The sequence below is a fragment of the Amycolatopsis sp. 3B14 genome (genome assembly GCF_050958625.1).
Classification (GTDB): domain Bacteria; phylum Actinomycetota; class Actinomycetes; order Mycobacteriales; family Pseudonocardiaceae; genus Amycolatopsis_E; species Amycolatopsis_E thermoflava.
On sequence record NZ_JBHZEN010000035.1, the window covers coordinates 36,208 to 52,658 of the forward strand.

The following is a 16,451-nucleotide window of genomic DNA, read 5'->3' on the forward strand; positions in this document are numbered from 1 at the left end:
TGGACGAGGCGACCGTGACACACTTCGTCGACCACGAGGTTTGTCAAGGGGATGACGCATGACCGATCGGCCGGCCCGGCGCACGCAGGAGCAACGACGCGCGGAGACCATCCGTCGCGTGCTGGACGCGGCGACGGAGCTCATCGCGCGCAGCGGGTCCCGGGCCGTCACGCTCGCCGAGGTCGGGGAAGCCGCCGGGTACAGCCGCGGCATCGTCTACCACCACTTCGGCAGCAGGGAACGGCTGCTGGAGTCCGTGGTCGACGAGGCGCAGCGGTTCGACGTCCCCGAATACCAGGGCGACGGCCTGGACCACCTGGTGCTGATCATCGAGGCATACCTGCGCAACGTCGTGCGGCGGACACCGTCGGCGCGCGCGTTCCTGCAACTGTGGGGTGAGGCGATCGCGGCCGACCCCGTGCTGGCTCCGCTGTTCGCCCGCCGGGACGCCGACTTCCGGCAGCTACTGGCGAACGTGGTCCGCCAGGGCGTCGCCGATGGGTCCATCCGGTCCGACGCGGACCCGGCCGCGGCCGCCGTGCTGATCGTCGCACTGGTCCGCGGGACAGGGCTGCAACTCATCGCCCAGCCTCCGGTTCGCAACGTCACGGCCATCATCCGCGAAGCGACGCGCTCGGTACGCGCGGCCTTCGCTGTCACGTCCTAACTTCCGGCAGTGGTCTCCGGCACCGGCCGCTGCTACAGTTACTTGCATACGTACACGCAAGTTAGGAGTGACCATGCCTGCTCCCCTGGTGCTCGTGCACGGCAATCCGGAGAGCCCCGGCGTGTGGGGACCGCTGATCGCCGCGCTCGGCCGGGACGACGCGGTGACGCTGTCCCCACCCGGCTTCGGGATGCCTGCCTCGAACGGCTTCTCCGCCACCGTCGAGGGCTATCGCGAGTGGCTCGCCGCGCGGCTGGAGCAGTTCCGGGAACCCGTCGATCTCGTCGGCCACGACTGGGGCGGCGCGCATGTCGCCCAGATCGCGATGACCCGCCCGGAGCTGATCCGCAGTTGGGCGTCGGACGCGCTCGGCCTGTTCGCCCCGGACTACGTCTGGCACGCGCGGGCCCAGGTGTGGCAACAGGAAGGGGCGGGCGAAGCCTCGGTGAAGGAAATCTTCGGCGGCACGCTGGCGCAGCGTCTGGAGGTGGTCAACGCGCTCGGGATGACCGGTCCGGTCGCGGAACGCGTGGCCGCCGGGATGGACGACGACATGGGGCGGGCGGTGCTGTCGCTCCTGCGATCGGCCGCCCAGCCGGTGATGGCCGAAGCGGGCCGCGGCCTCGCGAACGCCCGGCAGCGCCCCGGCCTGGCCCTGATCGCCCTCGCGGACGTCGACCAGGCCAGTGGAACGCCCGCACAGCACCGGTTCGCGGCCGAAGCCGCCGGCGCGGAGATCGCCGAACTCGCCGATGTCGGGCACTGGTGGCCGGTGACGCACCCGCAGCCGGTCGCACGTGCCCTGACGGATTTCTGGTCCCGTTTGGACGGTTAGGGCGGCTATCGCCGCGTCGTTGCAGTACCAGCCGGAGCACCCAGCCAACGGGTCAGCGTGGTTTCCAGGCCGTCGGTGTCACCCGCATCCGACGCCCACGCCACGAAACCGTCCGGACGTACCAGCAAACCGCTCAGGCCGCTGCCCTCCGCGCTGCCCCGCACCAACTTCAGACGCGTTCCATACGCCTTCGCCAGGACGGCGAGCTCGTCGTTCCCGGCGAAGTCGGCCAGCAGTGCCTGTCCCCCGCGGGCGTGGTCGGCCAGCAGGCTGCCGTCGTCCAGCTGGAGCTTCGGCATCAGCGCGCCGACCAGCGGGTGGCCGCCCCCCCCCCAGGTCGTAGCGCTGCCCCAGACCGGAGATCCGCTTCGCGTAGAGCGTCGCGCCATCCCAGGTGCCGAGGAAATCGGTGACCACGGCCCGGAGCGCGCTGCTGTAGGCATCACCGCGCATCGCGGCGACCTGCGCGCGCGTCCAGTCGAGCACGTCGGCACCGATCGGGTGCCGTTCGCTGACGTAGGTGTCGAGCAGACGCTCCGGCGCCCAGCCCCGCACGGTGGCGGCGAGCTTCCACCCCAGGTTGACCGCGTCGCCGAGCCCCAGGTTCAGGCCCTGGCCGCTGAAGGGCGAATGCACGTGGGCGGCGTCCCCGCACAGCAGGACGCGGCCACGCCGGTAGGTGCTCGCCTGCCGCGCGTGGTCGGTGAAGCGGGTGCCGCCGTCGGCGACGTCGGTCACGTGCACGTCCAGGCCGCTGACCCGCCGCAGGCTCGCGTCCATTTCGGACGCGGTGACCGGGGCTTCCCGGTCCACCGGTGGTCCGTCCAGCTCGACGGTGCGAATCCAGCCCGGCCTCGGCCCGTAGACGTAGAGCCCGGTGGTCGTGTGCTGCCACCCCTGCCCCAGCAGCTCGGCCCCGTGCACGGTGCCGGTCGCCTGGCGGACCGGGATCGTCGGGTCCGTGCCGGGGAAGTCGAAGCCAGCCTGGCGCCGAACCAGGCTTCGACCGCCGTCGCAGCCGACGAGCCACGCCGCACGCAGGTCGCCGCCACCGCGCAGGTGAACGGTGACACCGTCGTCGTCCGCGTCGAATCCGGTCACGTCGGCGCCACGCCGGATCTCGACGCCCAGCTCCGCCGCGCGCCGGCCAAGGACCCGTTCCACCTCGACCTGCTCGACCGGGAGGTACCAGCCGGGGCCGCGCCCGCGCAGCAGCGGGTCCTGCTCGTCGACCGCGGCCGCCGGGACCTGGATCCCGCCGAAGTGCCCGGCGAAGGGCGCCCGGTTCCGCTCCCCCTGGAACGGCAGCGGCCCGCGTGCCGTTTCGATCGCCGGGAGCAGCCCGCGGCGCTCGAAGATCTCCGCGGAGGCCGTGTTGATCCCCGCGGCCTTGGGCGCGGTGTCCGGCTCGGAACGCCGTTCGACCACCACGACCCGGATCCCCGCCAGTCCCAGTTCCGTGGCCAGCATCAGGCCGACCGGCCCGGCGCCCACCACGAGCACGTCGTAGTCCATGTTCGACCTCCCGTTCCGCTAAGATAGACGAGTCTATCTTAGGGAGGTGTGGAGATGGCCGGACGACGGCGTGGAGCGGAACTGGAGAAGGCGCTCCTCGATGCGGCGTGGGAAGAACTCATGGCCGGCGGCTACGCCGGGTTCACCATGGACGCCGTGGTCCGGCGCGCCGGCACCAGCCCGCCCGTGCTCTACCGCCGCTGGCCCGACCGCGACACGCTCGTCCGGGCGGCGATCGCGCACGCCCTGGAGCGGGCCCGGGTGGACGTCCCCGACACCGGAAGCCTGCGGGAGGACGTCCTGACCCTGATGCGCGAGATCAACACCACGCGCGCCCGGCTCATCACCATGATGAACGCGCAGCTGTCCTCCTACTACCAGGAGACCGGCACCAGCCCCGACCTGCTCACCGCACGGCACGAGAAGGCCACGGACGTCCTGTTCGACCGCGCGGTCAGCCGCGGGGAGATCACCGCGGACCGGTTGAGCGGGCGCATCAAGTCGCTCCCCTTCGATCTGCTGCGCCACGAAATCCTGGTGACCTTCGCCCCGGTGCCCGACCACGTCCTGGAGGAGATCGTCGACACGATCTTCCTCCCCCTCATCGGCCTGTGACGGCTTCACGCCTCCTCGACGAAGACGTGCCTCATCTCCCCGATGCCGTCGATGCGGGTGCGGACGACGTCGCCGGGGGTGAGGTACCTCGGCGGGGTCCGTCCCATCCCCACCCCGGCCGGTGTGCCGGTGAAGATGAGGTCCCCTGGGTGCAGCGTGCACACCGCCGAGATCCGCTCGATCAACGCGCCCACCGGGAGGATCATCTGCCCGGTGTGACCATCTTGGACGAGTTCGTCGTTGACCCAGCACCGCAGCCGCAACGGCGTCGTGAACTCGTCGAGGGTCACCACCGCGGGCCCGAGCGGGCCGAAGCCGGGGAAGCTCTTGCCGAGCGAGAACTGCGGTGGCGCCCCGCTCATCTGCACGTCCCGATCGCTGAAATCCTGTCCCACGGTGAGCCCGGCGACGTAGTTCCAGGCGTCCGCCTCCGTGACGTTCCGCGCTTCCCGCGCCATGACGACGACGAGTTCCACCTCCCAGTCCACGGAGGGCCCGCTGAGCACGATGCGGCCGTGCGGGCCGGTCAGCGAGTCGGCGTACTTCGTGAACACCGACGGCACGCCACCGGCGCGCAGACCCGTCTCCGCCGCGTGCTCGGCGTAGTTCAGGCCGACGGCGAAGACCTGACGCGGCCGCGGCACCGGCGCGCCCAGGTCCTCGGGCCGGTACGGCTCGGCGACGTCGGTGCGGGCGGTGGCGGCCCACGCCGCGAACTCCGGCCAGCGGGCGAACAGGTCCGCGGGCTCGGGCCCGAACCGGCCGCCGCTGGCTTTGGCGATGTCGATCGCCGCGCGGTCGCGCAACAGGTGGGCACGGCCGCGCAGATTTCCGATGCGCATGTGGTTTTTCCCCTCACTCCAACGGATCGTGTCGCGCCCACGCCGTGCGCAGGAACTCGACGGCGGGATCGACGACGGCCGGCGTCGCGAACACCGGGTCGGCGTGGTCGGCCCCGGGCACGACGAGCAGCTCGGACCGGCCGCCCGCCGCCAGGACGGCCTCGTGCAACCGGCGGCTCTGGGCGAGGCCGCACCGCCGGTCGCCGGAGCCGTGGCTGAGGTGGACGGGCGGCCGGTAGCGGGCCCGGCGTGCGGCGGTCACCACCGAAACCGCGGCGAGCTGGTCCTCGCCCGACCATGCCGGAACGTCGAGGAACGTGCGAACGATCTTCGCCAGGGCCTCCCGCTCCTCCACTGTGGACGCATCCGACAGCAACAGCCCGAAATCCGTGACCGGATAGTGCAATACCAGCGCGGACAGCGGCACGTCGTCGGAGAACGCGGCGCGGGCCATCAGGTACGCCCCCGCCGAACTCCCCCACCCGGCGACGCGGCCGGAGTCCAGCCCGTACTCGCCACCGCGCGCCCGCACCCAGCGGATCGCCGCCAGCACATCCTCGACCGGGCCGGGGTGGGCGGCCTCGCCGGCCAGCCGGTAACCGACCGACGCGACCGCGATCCCGCATGCGGGCAGCGTCGCCCACGGCCCCATTTCCTTGCTCCCGCCGACGAAACCGCCACCGTGCGCGTAGACCACGACGGGCAGCGGACCGCCGGCGTCCAGGGGCAGGTGCAGGTCCAGGGTCAGCGGACGCCAGCCGGTCACCGTGGCATACCGGATGTCGAGGTAGGACACCGCTCCGTCGAGCACCCGCACCGGATGTGGCCGCGCCAACCGGGGATCGGCCGGCTCGCCACCGGGCTCCGTCATGCCTGCGGCACCAGGATCGCCCGGCCCCGGATCCGGTTCAGCGCGAGATCGTCGAACGCCTCGGCGGCCGCGTCGAGCGGGTAACGGCGGGTGTGCAGGTTCACCTTCCCGCTTTCCGCGAGCACCATCAGCTCGACAAGGTCGCGGTAGGTGCCGACCATGTTGCCGACGACGTTCTTCTCGGCCGCCACGGCCGCCACCGTCGGGATCCGCAGTTCCCCGCCGTACCCGACGACGAACAGGGAACCGCCTGCCGCGGTCATGTCCCAGGCGTCGTTCTCCGCGCCCTGCTCGGCGACGAAGTCGAACACGACCTCGGCGCCGCGCCCGCTCGTCACGTCCAGGACCGCGCTCACCTGGTTGCCGTCGGCCCGCACCGTCGTGTCCGCGCCGAGGCGGGCGGCGAGCGCGAGCGCGGCCGGGTCCCGGTCGACCACGACGATCTTCGTCGCCGTCAGGGCGGCGAGGACCTGGATGCCGATGTGGCCCAGTCCCCCGGCCCCTTGGACGACGGCCGTACTGCCGGGTGGCAGCAGCGGAACCGCCTTGCGCACCGCGTGGTAGGCGGTGAGCCCGGCGTCGGCCAGCGCGGCGACGTCGGCCGGGTCGGTGGCGGGGTCGAGCTTGACGCACGCCCGCGCGGTCGTGCGCAGGTACTCGGCCATGCCGCCGTCGTGGTCGGACACCCCGGGGAAGGCGGCCGCGGCGCAGGCCATGTCCCGGCCCTCCCGGCAGGCCAGGCACAGCCCGCACGAGGGCTGCGGATGCAGGATCACCGCGTCCCCGACCTCGACGTTGCTGACCCCGGCGCCGACAGCCTGCACCCAGCCCGCGTTCTCGTGCCCCAGGGTGTAGGGCAGCCGCGGCGCCATCGCGTCGGCCCACTGCCCCTCGATGATGTGCAGGTCGGTCCGGCACACGCCGGCGCCCCCGATCCGCACGATCACGTCCAGCGGTCCGGACAGGACCGGTTCCGGCACCTCCTCGACGATCGGCTGCTTGTGGTAGTCGTGCAGGCGCACGGCTTTCATGCTGTTCCTCCTTGAACGAACGCCTGACTCAGGCGAGCGGAGCGGGTGTTTCGGCGGCTGTGGTCGTCCGCGCCGTCCGCCGGGGCACGGTGATCACGAAGACCGCGACGGCGGCCGCCACCAGGGGCACCACGAGAAGCCCGAACAGCGAGCGGGGCGACCAGGAGTTGTCCAGAAGCAGCCCGGCCAGCACCGGTGCGGTCAGGGCGCCGATGCGGCCGAACGCCATGGCCCAGCCGACCCCGGTCGCGCGCACCGCCGGGGCGTAGAGACCGGGAGCGATGGCGTTGAGCCCGTTGCCGCTGGCGTTGATGAACATGCCGACCGCGACCGCGGCGATCAACGCGGCGACGGCGGAATCGAGGAACACGCTCATCGCCAGGTACGACAGTCCCGCCGCGAGGAAGCAGGCGATCGTCAGACCGCGCAGCCGCACCTTGAGGGCGATCAAGCCGAACAGCAGGGTGCCCGCGATCCCGCCGAGGTTGAGCAGGAGCCCGGCGTTCATGCCCTGCTGGGCCGAGGAACCACTGTGCTGCAGCAGCAGCGGCGTCCAGCTCGCGGCGAAGTAGAAGCCCGCCATCATCACGAAGTAGGCGATCCACAACAGGACCGTCCGCGCCGCGTCCCGGGTCAGCAACGTCGTCACCCGCACCCGGCGTTCGCCGGGCTCCGGGTCGGGCAGGGTGTCCACGGCGGGCAACCGCATCCGCTCCAGGAGCCGGTTGACCTTCTCCAGCGCCCCACGGGGACGGCGGCTGATCAGGTAGTCCAGTGATTCCGGCATAGCCGCGGCCACCCCGGCCACCATGACCAGGGTCAGCACAGCACCCACGACGAAGGTGGCGCGCCAGCCGTACTCGGCGACCACGAGCTTCGCGACCGCACCACCGAGCACACCGCCGAGCGGCAGTCCCATCCCGTACAGGGCGATCATCGTGCCGCGCAGCCGCTGCGGCGCGTATTCCGTGATGACCACGGGCAGGCTCGCCACCATGCCGCCGATGCCGAGACCCGTCAGCAGACGGCAGCCCGCGAGCATCTCGAACCCGGTGCTGAGCGCGGCCAGTGCCATCCCGGCGGTGCACACGGTCAGGCAGATCAGCGTGAGTGGTCGCCTCCCGATGCGGTCGGCCAGCGGCGCGAGCACGGCCGAGCCGAGCGCCATCCCCACCAGTCCGCTGCTGAGCAGCACTCCCACCCGGGAATCGGTGAGCCCCCACTCGCCTGCCACGCCGGGAGCCGCGAAGGACATCACGAGGACGTCGAACCCGTCGACGAGGTTGATCACCAGACAGATCGCGATGACCCTGATCTGGAACCGGCTCATCCCCGACCGGTCGATGGAATCCCGCACGGACATGCGCTCACCCCTCCTGCCGGTACGCGGTCGCGTCGATCTCGACCAGCAGGTCCGCCCGCACCAGTCCACCGACGATCAACAGGGTGTTCGGCGGAAACTGCCCCCGCGGGTAGTGCTCGGCGAAGTACTCTTCGCGCGCCGCGTAGAAGTCGGCGACGTGATCCCGTGACGTGAGGTAGCTGACGAACCGTACGACGTCCCGGAGGGTGGCGCCCTGCGATTCGAGGATGGTGCGCACGTTGGCGTAGGCGCGGATCGTCTGGGTCCGCACGTCGGGGCCGGTCACGGAATTGTCCTCGGCGATTCCGCACTGGCCGGCGACGAACAGCAGCTCGCCCGCGCGCGCCACGTGCGAGTACGCGCTGAACGGCGCCCCGACTCCCGGCGGGTTCGCATAACTCGGTGCGATGGTCATAGTGGTCTCGTCTCCTTCGAGTTCGGTCAGGCGGTGGCGTGAGCGAGGGTGCCGCCCGCGAGGACCCGGCCGAGCGCGGCGGACAGCTCGGCCCCCTCCCCCGCCTGGCGGGCACGCCAGGCCACGTGCCCGTCCGGACGCACGAGCGCCGCGCCCTCCCGGCCGATCGACAGGGGCCCGAGCAGGTGCGGCAGCCGCTTGACCCGCAGCGGGACGACGGCTGAGGCCGCCAGGTCCTGTCCGGCCCGGTCCCAGCCGTCGGCGTCCGGCCCGCAGACGAGCACGAACTCGGTGTCGAACCAGTCGATGCTCGACTCGGTCTTGTTCACATCGAGCCAGAAATGCGGGAATCGCGCGCCGGGCCGGTCGGTCGGCCAGTAGTACTGCGAGTCGTACGGTGGCACGGGGGAACCGTCGTCGACGACGGCGCCGCGGGTGTAGATGTAGCCCAGCGTGTGCCCGTCGCTGTGCAGCTGCTTGTTCTGGTCGATGAGCAGGTCGCGCCAGCGCTGCGGGTCCTCCTCACGGCGGCGGAACGCCTCGTCCATCTCGTCGATCCGCGTCTGGTTGCGCACGGCGAAGTCCGTGTTGGACTGCGCGACCGGGCGGCGCTCGGAGTCGTAGGTGTCGAGCAGGACGTCGCCCGCCCGGCCGGACAGCACCATCGCGAGCTTCCACGCCAGGTTGTGCACGTCCTGGACGCCGGAGTTCAGCCCATTGCCTCCCGCGGTGGGGAACCGGTGCGCGGCGTCCCCGGCGAGGAACACCCTGCCCTCGCGGAACCGTTGCGCGACCTGGGCGCTCATCCGCCAGGTCATCACGTTGATGCGCTCGACCTTCAGGTCGGGCATCTCCCACTGCTCCCGCACGTCCTGGATCAGGCGCTCCTCGGACAGCGGCTCCTCGCCCTCCCGCAGCTTCTGCACCGCCAGCCACCGGTCCCCGTCCGGACCGGTGGCCAGGACGTTCACGTCGGGCCTGCTGCGGTCGCGCGGCCGGACCAGGAACCCGATCGCGCTGCGGACGTGCGGCAGGTGCCCGACGTCGGCGCGGTAGTAGTGGTTCGCCATGAGCGCCAGGGTCTCCGGGCCGTCCATCGCGATGCCGGCGGTCTCGCGCACCCGGCTGTTCGCGCCGTCGCACCCGACCAGGTACCGCGCCCGGACGTCGAACTCCTCGCCGTCGGAGGCCCGCCGTACCCGCGCGGTCACCCCGTCGGCGTCCTGGGTGAGGGAAACCAGTTCGGTGGACCGGCGCACCTGCGCCAGCGGCCGGGCGGACAGCGCGTCGTCCAGTGCCTCCTCCACCGCGTCCTGGGGCACGATCGAGCGCGGCGCCGGGGTGTGCAGGCTCGGCGCGGGCTCGGTGTAGGCCACCAACGGCCCGTTCAGGCTTTCACACCAGCAGGCCACGTCCGACTCCTGCGGCAGCCCCGCGCGGCGCACCCGGTCCTCGATCCCCCAGATGCGGAACAGCTCCATCGTCCGCGGATGGCAACCCCGGGCCTTCGGGTGCGTGGTCGTGGCGGGCCGTCGCTCGACGAGCAGGCTCTCCACCCCGAACCGGTCGAGCAGCAGCGCGAGGCTCATCCCGACCGGTCCCCCGCCGACGACGAGCACAGGTACCTCGATCATCAAGAGCGTCCTTTCCGGAAAGAGTGTCAGTCGACGTAGGACACCCGGGGCTTGCACCGGTCGTCCTCGAGCTCGGGCAACAGCACGACGCGCTCCTGCTCGAACGCGTCGGTGCGCGCGGTGACGAACGCCGCGTCCCCGGTCAGGCTCCGGTTGTAGGACACGTGGGGGCAGAACGGCGGGATGTACAGGAAGTCGCCGACGCCCACGATCAGGTCGTGTTCGAGTTCGGCGCCCCAGAAGAAGTGCACGCTGCCCCGCAGGCCGTAGAGCGCCGACTCGTGCTCGAGGTGGTAGTGGACGTTCGACTTCTCCCCCGGCCCCAGCGAGGTCACCAGGAGCGACAGGTGCTTCGAGGGCGTGGTCACCCCGTTCACCCCGAAGAGCGCGTTGACGTCCTGCTTGGCGCGCTGCTCCCGCTCCGGGTGCACCAGGGTGACGTCACCGTCCCATTCGACCTTGAACTCCATGTAACCAGTCCTCCTCGGATCAGCGGCTGCGACGATGGGAGAAACGGTGCGCTGCCGGCCCTGCCCGGGTCGAGGTGGCTGTCCAAAATTTGCACAGCGAAAGGCGTTTTCCGGGCTTTCCCAGCCATAATCGGCGGACGGTGTTCTCCCGGGCACTGAGGAGGAGGCGCGATGAGATCGGTGGAGACCCGGCTGGCTTGGGAGAGTTTCCAGTCCGGCGCGCAGGCCCGGATCCGCCAGGAGATCGTCGCGTCGTGGCGGCGCTCCCGCAGCAACGGCGTCGACCCGGACCGGCTGGACCTGGCGCACGGCGAGATCGACGTGCAGTCCCCGTTCGTCCGCGTCGCGGCGCCGGTGCTGCTCGGCATGGCCGACCTGCTGACCGGCAGCGACACCTCGCTCGCCCTCGCCGACCCCGACGGGATCCTGACGTGGCGCTGGGAGTCCGAGCGGACCCTCACCCGGGATCTGGACCGGATCGAGTTCGAGCCCGGCTCCCAGGTCGCCGAGCAGAGCGCCGGCACCAACGGCATCGGGGTCGCCGCGACCACGCGCCGCCCCTCGATCGTGATCGGCGCCGAGCACTACAAGCAACCGTGGCACCCGTGGGCCTGCGTCGCCGCCCCGGTGGTCCACCCGATCACCCGGCGCGTCGCGGGCATGGTCAACGTGGCGTGCCACGCGGACGACGCGAACCACCTGCTGCTGGTCGCGGTCCGGGCACTGGTCGACGGGATCACCACCGCGCTGGGCGAGGCCGCGACCTCCCGGCAGCGGCGAATGCTCGACGCGCACCTGTCGTTCCGATCCGCCTCGGCCGGGCCCGTCGTCACCCTCGACCGCCAGACGATGATCGTCGAGGACGACGCCGCCGAACTGGGCCTGGACCGGCCGACCCTGTGGGCGGCGGTGCTGGAGGCGGGTCCGTCCGCGAGCGAGATCGCGCTCGCGGACGGCCTCCGCGCACGCCTGTACCCGGTCACCCCGGGCCGGCTCGACGACGGCGTCGTGCTGGTGCTCACGCGCGGCTCCACACCGGGCGGGGCGGCATCCGGCCGGGAGGCCGCGGCCTACGGACCGCTGGAGCGGGCCGAGGTCCGGGTCATCACGGACACCCTCGCCGAGTGCGGGGGCAACAAGTCGGAGGCGGCGGCACGCCTGGGCATCTCCCGCGGCACGCTCTACCAGCGGCTCCGTCGCTACCGGCTGGGATAAGCCGCGCTCAGCGGTGGAATCGCGTGGTGACGGACAGGTTCTCCCGCTCCACGGTGATCGCGTTGACGGGCGCTTCGGTGTCGGCGTAGCCGAACGAGATGCCGAACAGCAGCTTTCCGCCGCTGATGCCGAGGACCTCCCGGACGGTGTCGGCGTAGAAGCTCAGCAGGCCCTGCGGACAGCTCGCCACGCCGTGGGCCGTGAGTGCGAGCATCAGGGTCTGCCCGTACATGCCGACGTCGGCGGCCAGCCGCGCCTCCGCCGTGTCGGGAGCGAACAGCATCGCGACGTGCGGGGCGCCGTAGAACCGCAGGCTCTCGGCGTCGTATGCGGCGCGCTTGTCACGCTCGTCCGGGCCGATGCCGAGCGCGCCGTAGAGCGTGGCGCCGAAGGCGGCGCGGCGTCGCTGGTGCACGGGCGCGTAGATGTCCTCGCTGTAGGGGAAGTCGACCGACGTCCGGCCGGCCCGGTGCGCGGCCACCAGCGCGTCCGCGAGGGCGTCGCGCCGCGCGCCGCTGACCACCTCGACTTGCCAGGGCTGCGCGTTGGAGTTCGACGGGGCGGCTGCCGCCAAGGAAAACACGTCGTGGAGCGTCGTCTCCGGAACCGGCGTCGGGCGGAACGCCCGGGTCGCCCGGCGGCCACGGATCAGCTGGGCCGCATAACCGGCGAGATCACTCATCACAGGAACTCCTCACTGAAGTAAACGATGACGTTTACTTCAGACGGTAACAGTGACCCACAGCCAAGTAAACGGTCGCGTATACTCTGTGACGTGGCGAACGGAACGACCAGTAGACCGGGACGCGGGGGGCGGGAGCGGGTGCTCGCCGCGGCGAGCAGGCTGTTCGCCACCCAGGGGATCAACGCGACATCGATGGAGGACGTGGCGGCACAGGCCCCGGTGTCGAAGCGAACGCTGTACGCGCACTTCCCGACGAAGGACGACCTCGTCCTCGCCCAGCTCCGCGCCCTGGTGGAGTCCGGGGACACCCTGCACGCCGTGCTGACCAGGGAGGACATCCCGGCCCGCGAACGGCTGCTGGCGATGTTCGACATCCCCGCCCCCGCGACCGGCCCGGTGCGCGGCTGCCCCTTCCTCGACGCCGCGGCGGAGTTCCCCGACCCCGACAGCGCCGCGCACGCCTACGCGCGCGCACAGAAGCTGCTGATGCTCCGCCTGGTGACCGACCTGGTCACCGAGCTGGGCGTCGCCGAACCCGAGCTACTCGCTGAGCAACTCGTCACGCTCGCCGACGGGGCCGCGATCCGCGCGATGACCCTCAACGACGCCGGCTACGGCCGCCACGCCCGCGCCGCCGCCGCGACCCTCATCGACCACGCGGAACGCACGCCAGCCGAATAGGCCGCAGCGCGAAACCACGTCAGGCACTGTGCTGCGCCGTGCGACCGCTCGCCCGGCCCAGCGCCTCGGCCAGCTCGGCCTGGCGCTGCCGGTACGCAGCGACGTTGGCGAGCTTGATGTCCTCGTAGCCGCGCACCGCGTCGGGGAGTTCGGCGAGCTCGAGCAGCGCCGGCGCATTCGCCTCGGAGACGCGGAGGGCCTTGCTGATCGCATCGCGGTATTCGGTGATCAGCTGCCGCTCCACGCGCCGCACCCGGGCGTAGCCGAACAGGTCGAACCGGGTGCCGCGCAGGCGCCGTCCCGCGCGCAGCAGCCGCAGCACCGGCTGCGCCCAGGGGCCGAGCGCGATCTTGCGGTTCAGGCCGAGCGCACGCAGCACCGGCGGGTGGAACTGGTGGGCATAGCGGGCGCCGGGACCGAACTCGGCTTCGATCTCCGCCCGCAGCGCCGGGTCGAGGGAGAGCCGGGCGACCTCGTACTCGTCCTTGTAGGCCATGAGCTTGTACAGGTTGCGCGCCACGGCCTGGGTGACCGCGCCGTCACCGGCCCGGCTGCGCACCTGCTCGACGAACTCGGCGTAGGCGCGGGCGTAGTCCTCGTCCTGGTAGGCGATCAGGTCCGGGATCCGCACGTCGAGCAGCCTCGCCAGCTCCCCGCCCTCGGCCCGCACCAGCGACCGCACCCGTCGCACGGCCGCGGGGTTGGCTGGGGTTCCGGGCGCCGCCGGCGCCGGGACGAGCTCGGCAGCCAGGGCGTCCGGGTCGGCCACGAGCTGGCGGCCGCGGCGGAACGCCTGCAGGTTGGCCGCGACCGCGGTGCCGTTGATCTCGATCGCCCGCTCGATGGCCGCGGCCCTCACGTTCAGCGCGCCGGTCTGGTAGGCCGCGCCGAGCTGGAGGATGTTGGCGAACTGGTCGTCGCCGAACAACGCCTCGGCCGCGGCGCGGGCGTCCAGGTAGTGCCCGCGCACGGTCGCACCGTCCAGGACGGACCGGATGCTGGACTGCTCGGGGAAGGACACCGCGGTGTCGATGATCATCCGCCCGGTCGGGATCTCCGAAGTGGACACCACGGCGACCGTGCGGTCCCGGTCGGCCACGGCCAGGTGCGCCGGATCGGCCGCCACGAGCGGGTCACAGGCCAGGTACAGGTCGCACTCCCCCGCGGCTAGCTTGGGCGCCTGCTCCACCGGTTCCGTGGTGATCTTGACGTCGGAGACGACGGCGCCGCCCTTCTGCGCCAGGCCGGTCTGGTCGAGGGTGCGCACGTGCCGGCCGTCGAGGACCGCGGCCGTGGCCAGGATCTGCGCCACCGTCACCACGCCGGTGCCGCCGATCCCGGTGATGCGCACGGCGACATCGCCGTCCGCGTTCCGCGGTTCCGGCAGCTCGGACGCCTCCAGCGACCCGATCTGCTTGCGGCGCTTCCCGTTTCCGGGCACGACGGTGAGGAAGGACGGGCAGTCGCCGTTGAGGCAGGAGTAGTCGACGTTGCACGAGGACTGGTGGATGCGGGTCTTGCGGCCGAACTCGGTTTCCACCGGCTGCACGGACAAGCAGTTGGACTTCACGCCGCAGTCGCCGCAGCCCTCGCAGACCCGTTCGTTGATGAACACCTTGGTGGCCGGGGTTTCCTGCTTGCCGCGCCGCCGCTTCCGCCGTTTCTCCGCGGCGCACTCCTGGTCGTGGATCAGCACCGTGACGCCCGGAATCGCGGCCAGCTCCTCCTGGGTGCGCAGCAGATCGTCGCGGGACCGGACCTCGACCCCGCGGGGGAACCGCAGACGTCGCAACCGGCGTGGCTGGTCGGAGGTGATCACGACCTTCGCCGCGCCCTCGACGAGGAGCAGTTCGGCGAGCTTGTGCACCGGCAACGCCCCGACCGCGTCCTGGCCGCCGGTCATGGCGACCGCCGAGTTGTGCAGCAGCTTGAACGTGACGTTCACGCCGGCCGCGACCGCCGCCCGGACCGCCAGGCTGCCGGAGTGGGTGAAGGTGCCGTCGCCGATGTTCTGCACCAGGTGCCGGGCCTCGACGAACGGGGCCATGCCGATCCACTGGGCGCCCTCGCCGCCCATTTGCGTGATGCCGATGACGTCCCCGACCTGGTCGGGTTCCATGAACAGCGCCATGGTGTGGCAGCCGATCCCGCCACCCACGAGGGTGCCGTCGGGCACCTTGGTGGAGGAGTTGTGCGGGCAGCCCGAGCAGAAGTAGGGCGTGCGGGCCAGCAGCGGCACCGCGATCCGCTCGCGCCGGCGCCGGCCCTGCCACGCGCGCACCGGTTCGATGTCACCGAGCAGGCGGGCGAGCCCCTTGGCGATGACGTCCGGATCCAGCTCGCCCAGCTCGGTGAACAGCACCCGGCCGTCGGGACCGGTTTTGCCGTGTACCCGCGGCGCTCCCGTGCGGCCGTAGAGGATCTCCTTGACCGCGGGCTCGATGAGCGCCCGCTTCTCCTCCACCACCACGATCTCGTCGAGCCCCTGGGCGAAGTCGGTGATGATGCCGGGCTCGACGGGGTGGATCACGCCGAGCTTGAGGATGCGGATGCCGAAGCGGGCGAGGGCGTCCTCGTCGAGGCCGAGCGCGCGCAACGCCTGCCGCAGGTCCAGATAGGACTTGCCGGCCGTGACGATCCCGATCCGGTCGCCCGGCCCGGACCGCACGATCCGGTTGACACCACTGGCCCGCAGGTACTCCAGCGCGAGCGGCAACCGCACCCGGTGCAGGCTGTGCTCCAGCGTCGCCAGCTCCGGCCCGAGCAGCCGGCTGCTCGGGCGGTGGCCGTACGCACCCTCGGGCAGCACCGGCGCCGTCCACGACGGGTCGACGACGGCGGTGCCGGCCGCATCCGCGACGTTGGCGACGATCTTCATCGCCGTCCACAGCCCACTGGCCCGCGACAGCTCCACCGCGTGCCGGCCGTGGTCGAGGACGTCCTGCGAATCCGCCGGGAAGAACACCGGCATCGCCAGGTCGGCCAGCGCGTGCTCGGAGGCGCACGGCACCGACGACGACTTCGCGTTCGGATCGTCCCCGACCAGCGCGACCGCGCCGCCGCGCGGGTGGGTTCCGGCGAGGTTGGCGTGCCGCAACGCGTCCGTGGCCCGGTCCAGGCCCGGGGCCTTGCCGTACCAGAATCCGGTGACGCCGTCCCTGCGCAACGAGCCCAGCCCCGCGGCCAGCTGGCTGCCCATCACCGACGTCGCCGCGAGTTCCTCGTTGAGCCCGGGCCGGTGCACCACCGCGTGCTCATCCAGCAGCTTCCCGTGCCGCGCCAGCTCCAGGTCGAAGCCGGCCAGGGGCGAACCCTCGTAACCGGACACGAACGCCGCCGTGTCCCGTCCTGCCCGCCGGTCCTGCCGGACGCGGTCCAGCACCACGCGCACCAGAGCCTGCACACCGGTGAGGTAGACCGTTCCCGTCTCGCGCACGTACCGCTCGTCCAGGGTGAAGGTGGTCATGCCGGGCCTTTCGCGTCACGCCGGTTGGGACGTGGATCACTTCAGCCAACGCGAGCGGCGCCGCGCAACAACGAACAGGCCGGTTCCACTGAGCACGCAAAAATTCTCGCGATCGGAGTGTTCCGGCTCGCATCTGTTGCGTACGA

The 16,451-nt window shown here is 71.7% G+C and carries 15 protein-coding genes and 1 pseudogene; 5 read left to right on the top strand and 11 right to left on the bottom strand.

Annotated elements, in window-relative coordinates; all coding sequences use genetic code 11:
- Window positions 1-58: 58 nt before the first annotated feature.
- Window positions 59-667: a TetR/AcrR family transcriptional regulator gene (locus ACCP09_RS20470; RefSeq protein ID WP_123686517.1), complete on the top strand. Its 609-nt coding sequence runs from the start codon at window positions 59-61 to the stop codon at window positions 665-667.
- Window positions 668-740: 73 nt separating this feature from the next.
- The gene (locus ACCP09_RS20475; protein WP_237338489.1) at window positions 741-1,502 is read left to right on the top strand and encodes an alpha/beta fold hydrolase; all 762 of its coding nucleotides are present in this window, start codon (window positions 741-743) and stop codon (window positions 1,500-1,502) included.
- Window positions 1,503-1,507: 5 nt separating this feature from the next.
- Here ACCP09_RS20475 and ACCP09_RS20480 read toward each other — a convergent pair whose 3' ends face one another.
- Together ACCP09_RS20480 and ACCP09_RS20485 are read right to left on the bottom strand one after the other, a co-directional pair.
- A complete protein-coding gene (locus ACCP09_RS20480; protein ID WP_433749029.1) occupies window positions 1,508-1,945 on the bottom strand; it encodes a hypothetical protein in 438 nt (145 codons plus the stop codon).
- A gap of 88 nt (window positions 1,946-2,033) precedes the next feature.
- Window positions 2,034-3,017 (bottom strand): annotated as a pseudogene (locus tag ACCP09_RS20485) (FAD-dependent monooxygenase); the annotation flags it as partial.
- Window positions 3,018-3,071: 54 nt separating this feature from the next.
- Here ACCP09_RS20485 and ACCP09_RS20490 point away from each other — a divergent pair.
- Window positions 3,072-3,632 (top strand): TetR/AcrR family transcriptional regulator, encoded by a 561-nt coding sequence (locus ACCP09_RS20490; RefSeq protein WP_433748974.1) that lies wholly within the window; start codon window positions 3,072-3,074, stop codon window positions 3,630-3,632.
- Window positions 3,633-3,637: 5 nt separating this feature from the next.
- Here the strand turns inward: ACCP09_RS20490 and ACCP09_RS20495 are convergent, their stop codons facing one another.
- Genes ACCP09_RS20495 through ACCP09_RS20525 form a run of 7 tightly spaced genes read right to left on the bottom strand, consistent with a single transcriptional unit; the run spans window position 3,638 to window position 10,258 of the window.
- Entirely contained in the window at window positions 3,638-4,474 is an 837-nt protein-coding gene (locus tag ACCP09_RS20495; protein WP_433748977.1) for a fumarylacetoacetate hydrolase family protein, read from the bottom strand.
- Between the two features lie 13 nt (window positions 4,475-4,487).
- A complete protein-coding gene (locus ACCP09_RS20500; RefSeq protein WP_433748980.1) occupies window positions 4,488-5,345 on the bottom strand; it encodes an alpha/beta hydrolase in 858 nt (285 codons plus the stop codon).
- Window positions 5,342-6,376: an NAD(P)-dependent alcohol dehydrogenase gene (locus ACCP09_RS20505; protein WP_237338494.1), complete on the bottom strand. Its 1,035-nt coding sequence runs from the start codon at window positions 6,374-6,376 to the stop codon at window positions 5,342-5,344. The genes ACCP09_RS20500 and ACCP09_RS20505 overlap by 4 nt, the downstream gene beginning before the upstream one ends.
- A 28-nt stretch (window positions 6,377-6,404) precedes the next feature.
- Window positions 6,405-7,739, bottom strand: a complete 1,335-nt coding sequence (locus tag ACCP09_RS20510; RefSeq protein WP_433748983.1) for an MFS transporter — start codon at window positions 7,737-7,739, stop codon at window positions 6,405-6,407.
- 4 nt (window positions 7,740-7,743) lie between these two features.
- Entirely contained in the window at window positions 7,744-8,154 is a 411-nt protein-coding gene (locus tag ACCP09_RS20515) for a RidA family protein (RefSeq protein WP_027929397.1), read from the bottom strand.
- A 26-nt stretch (window positions 8,155-8,180) separates the two neighbouring features.
- Window positions 8,181-9,788 carry an FAD-dependent monooxygenase gene (locus ACCP09_RS20520; protein ID WP_123686509.1) on the bottom strand — a complete coding sequence of 536 codons (1,608 nt, stop codon included), beginning with the start codon at window positions 9,786-9,788 and terminating at the stop codon, window positions 8,181-8,183.
- 26 nt (window positions 9,789-9,814) lie between these two features.
- Complete coding sequence (locus ACCP09_RS20525; RefSeq protein WP_020417246.1) at window positions 9,815-10,258, bottom strand: cupin domain-containing protein; 444 nt, start codon at window positions 10,256-10,258, stop codon at window positions 9,815-9,817.
- A gap of 171 nt (window positions 10,259-10,429) precedes the next feature.
- Here ACCP09_RS20525 and ACCP09_RS20530 point away from each other — a divergent pair, with 171 nt between their 5' ends.
- Window positions 10,430-11,473, top strand: a complete 1,044-nt coding sequence (locus ACCP09_RS20530; protein WP_027929395.1) for a helix-turn-helix domain-containing protein — start codon at window positions 10,430-10,432, stop codon at window positions 11,471-11,473.
- Between the two features lie 7 nt (window positions 11,474-11,480).
- Here ACCP09_RS20530 and ACCP09_RS20535 read toward each other — a convergent pair whose 3' ends face one another.
- Complete coding sequence (locus ACCP09_RS20535) at window positions 11,481-12,155, bottom strand: nitroreductase (RefSeq protein WP_027929394.1); 675 nt, start codon at window positions 12,153-12,155, stop codon at window positions 11,481-11,483.
- 141 nt (window positions 12,156-12,296) lie between these two features.
- On the opposite strand from ACCP09_RS20535, the gene ACCP09_RS20540 reads away from it, so the two are divergent.
- Complete coding sequence (locus ACCP09_RS20540) at window positions 12,297-12,839, top strand: TetR/AcrR family transcriptional regulator (RefSeq protein ID WP_433748990.1); 543 nt, start codon at window positions 12,297-12,299, stop codon at window positions 12,837-12,839.
- A 19-nt stretch (window positions 12,840-12,858) separates the two neighbouring features.
- On the opposite strand, the gene ACCP09_RS20545 is transcribed toward ACCP09_RS20540, so the two are convergent.
- Entirely contained in the window at window positions 12,859-16,305 is a 3,447-nt protein-coding gene (locus ACCP09_RS20545; protein WP_433748993.1) for an indolepyruvate ferredoxin oxidoreductase family protein, read from the bottom strand.
- Window positions 16,306-16,451: the final 146 nt, after the last annotated feature.

Excerpts from the sequence above, each read along its gene's own strand:
- ACCP09_RS20470 (WP_123686517.1), top strand. The coding sequence starts at position 59 with ATGACCGATCGGCCGGCCCGGCGCACGCAGGAGCAACGACGCGCGGAG.
- ACCP09_RS20475 (WP_237338489.1), top strand. The coding sequence starts at position 741 with ATGCCTGCTCCCCTGGTGCTCGTGCACGGCAATCCGGAGAGCCCCGGC.
- ACCP09_RS20480 (WP_433749029.1), bottom strand. The coding sequence starts at position 1,945 with ATGCCTACAGCAGCGCGCTCCGGGCCGTGGTCACCGATTTCCTCGGCA.
- ACCP09_RS20490 (WP_433748974.1), top strand. The coding sequence starts at position 3,072 with ATGGCCGGACGACGGCGTGGAGCGGAACTGGAGAAGGCGCTCCTCGAT.
- ACCP09_RS20495 (WP_433748977.1), bottom strand. The coding sequence starts at position 4,474 with ATGCGCATCGGAAATCTGCGCGGCCGTGCCCACCTGTTGCGCGACCGC.
- ACCP09_RS20500 (WP_433748980.1), bottom strand. The coding sequence starts at position 5,345 with ATGACGGAGCCCGGTGGCGAGCCGGCCGATCCCCGGTTGGCGCGGCCA.
- ACCP09_RS20505 (WP_237338494.1), bottom strand. The coding sequence starts at position 6,376 with ATGAAAGCCGTGCGCCTGCACGACTACCACAAGCAGCCGATCGTCGAG.
- ACCP09_RS20510 (WP_433748983.1), bottom strand. The coding sequence starts at position 7,739 with ATGTCCGTGCGGGATTCCATCGACCGGTCGGGGATGAGCCGGTTCCAG.
- ACCP09_RS20515 (WP_027929397.1), bottom strand. The coding sequence starts at position 8,154 with ATGACCATCGCACCGAGTTATGCGAACCCGCCGGGAGTCGGGGCGCCG.
- ACCP09_RS20520 (WP_123686509.1), bottom strand. The coding sequence starts at position 9,788 with ATGATCGAGGTACCTGTGCTCGTCGTCGGCGGGGGACCGGTCGGGATG.
- ACCP09_RS20525 (WP_020417246.1), bottom strand. The coding sequence starts at position 10,258 with ATGGAGTTCAAGGTCGAATGGGACGGTGACGTCACCCTGGTGCACCCG.
- ACCP09_RS20530 (WP_027929395.1), top strand. The coding sequence starts at position 10,430 with ATGAGATCGGTGGAGACCCGGCTGGCTTGGGAGAGTTTCCAGTCCGGC.
- ACCP09_RS20535 (WP_027929394.1), bottom strand. The coding sequence starts at position 12,155 with ATGAGTGATCTCGCCGGTTATGCGGCCCAGCTGATCCGTGGCCGCCGG.
- ACCP09_RS20545 (WP_433748993.1), bottom strand. The coding sequence starts at position 16,305 with ATGACCACCTTCACCCTGGACGAGCGGTACGTGCGCGAGACGGGAACG.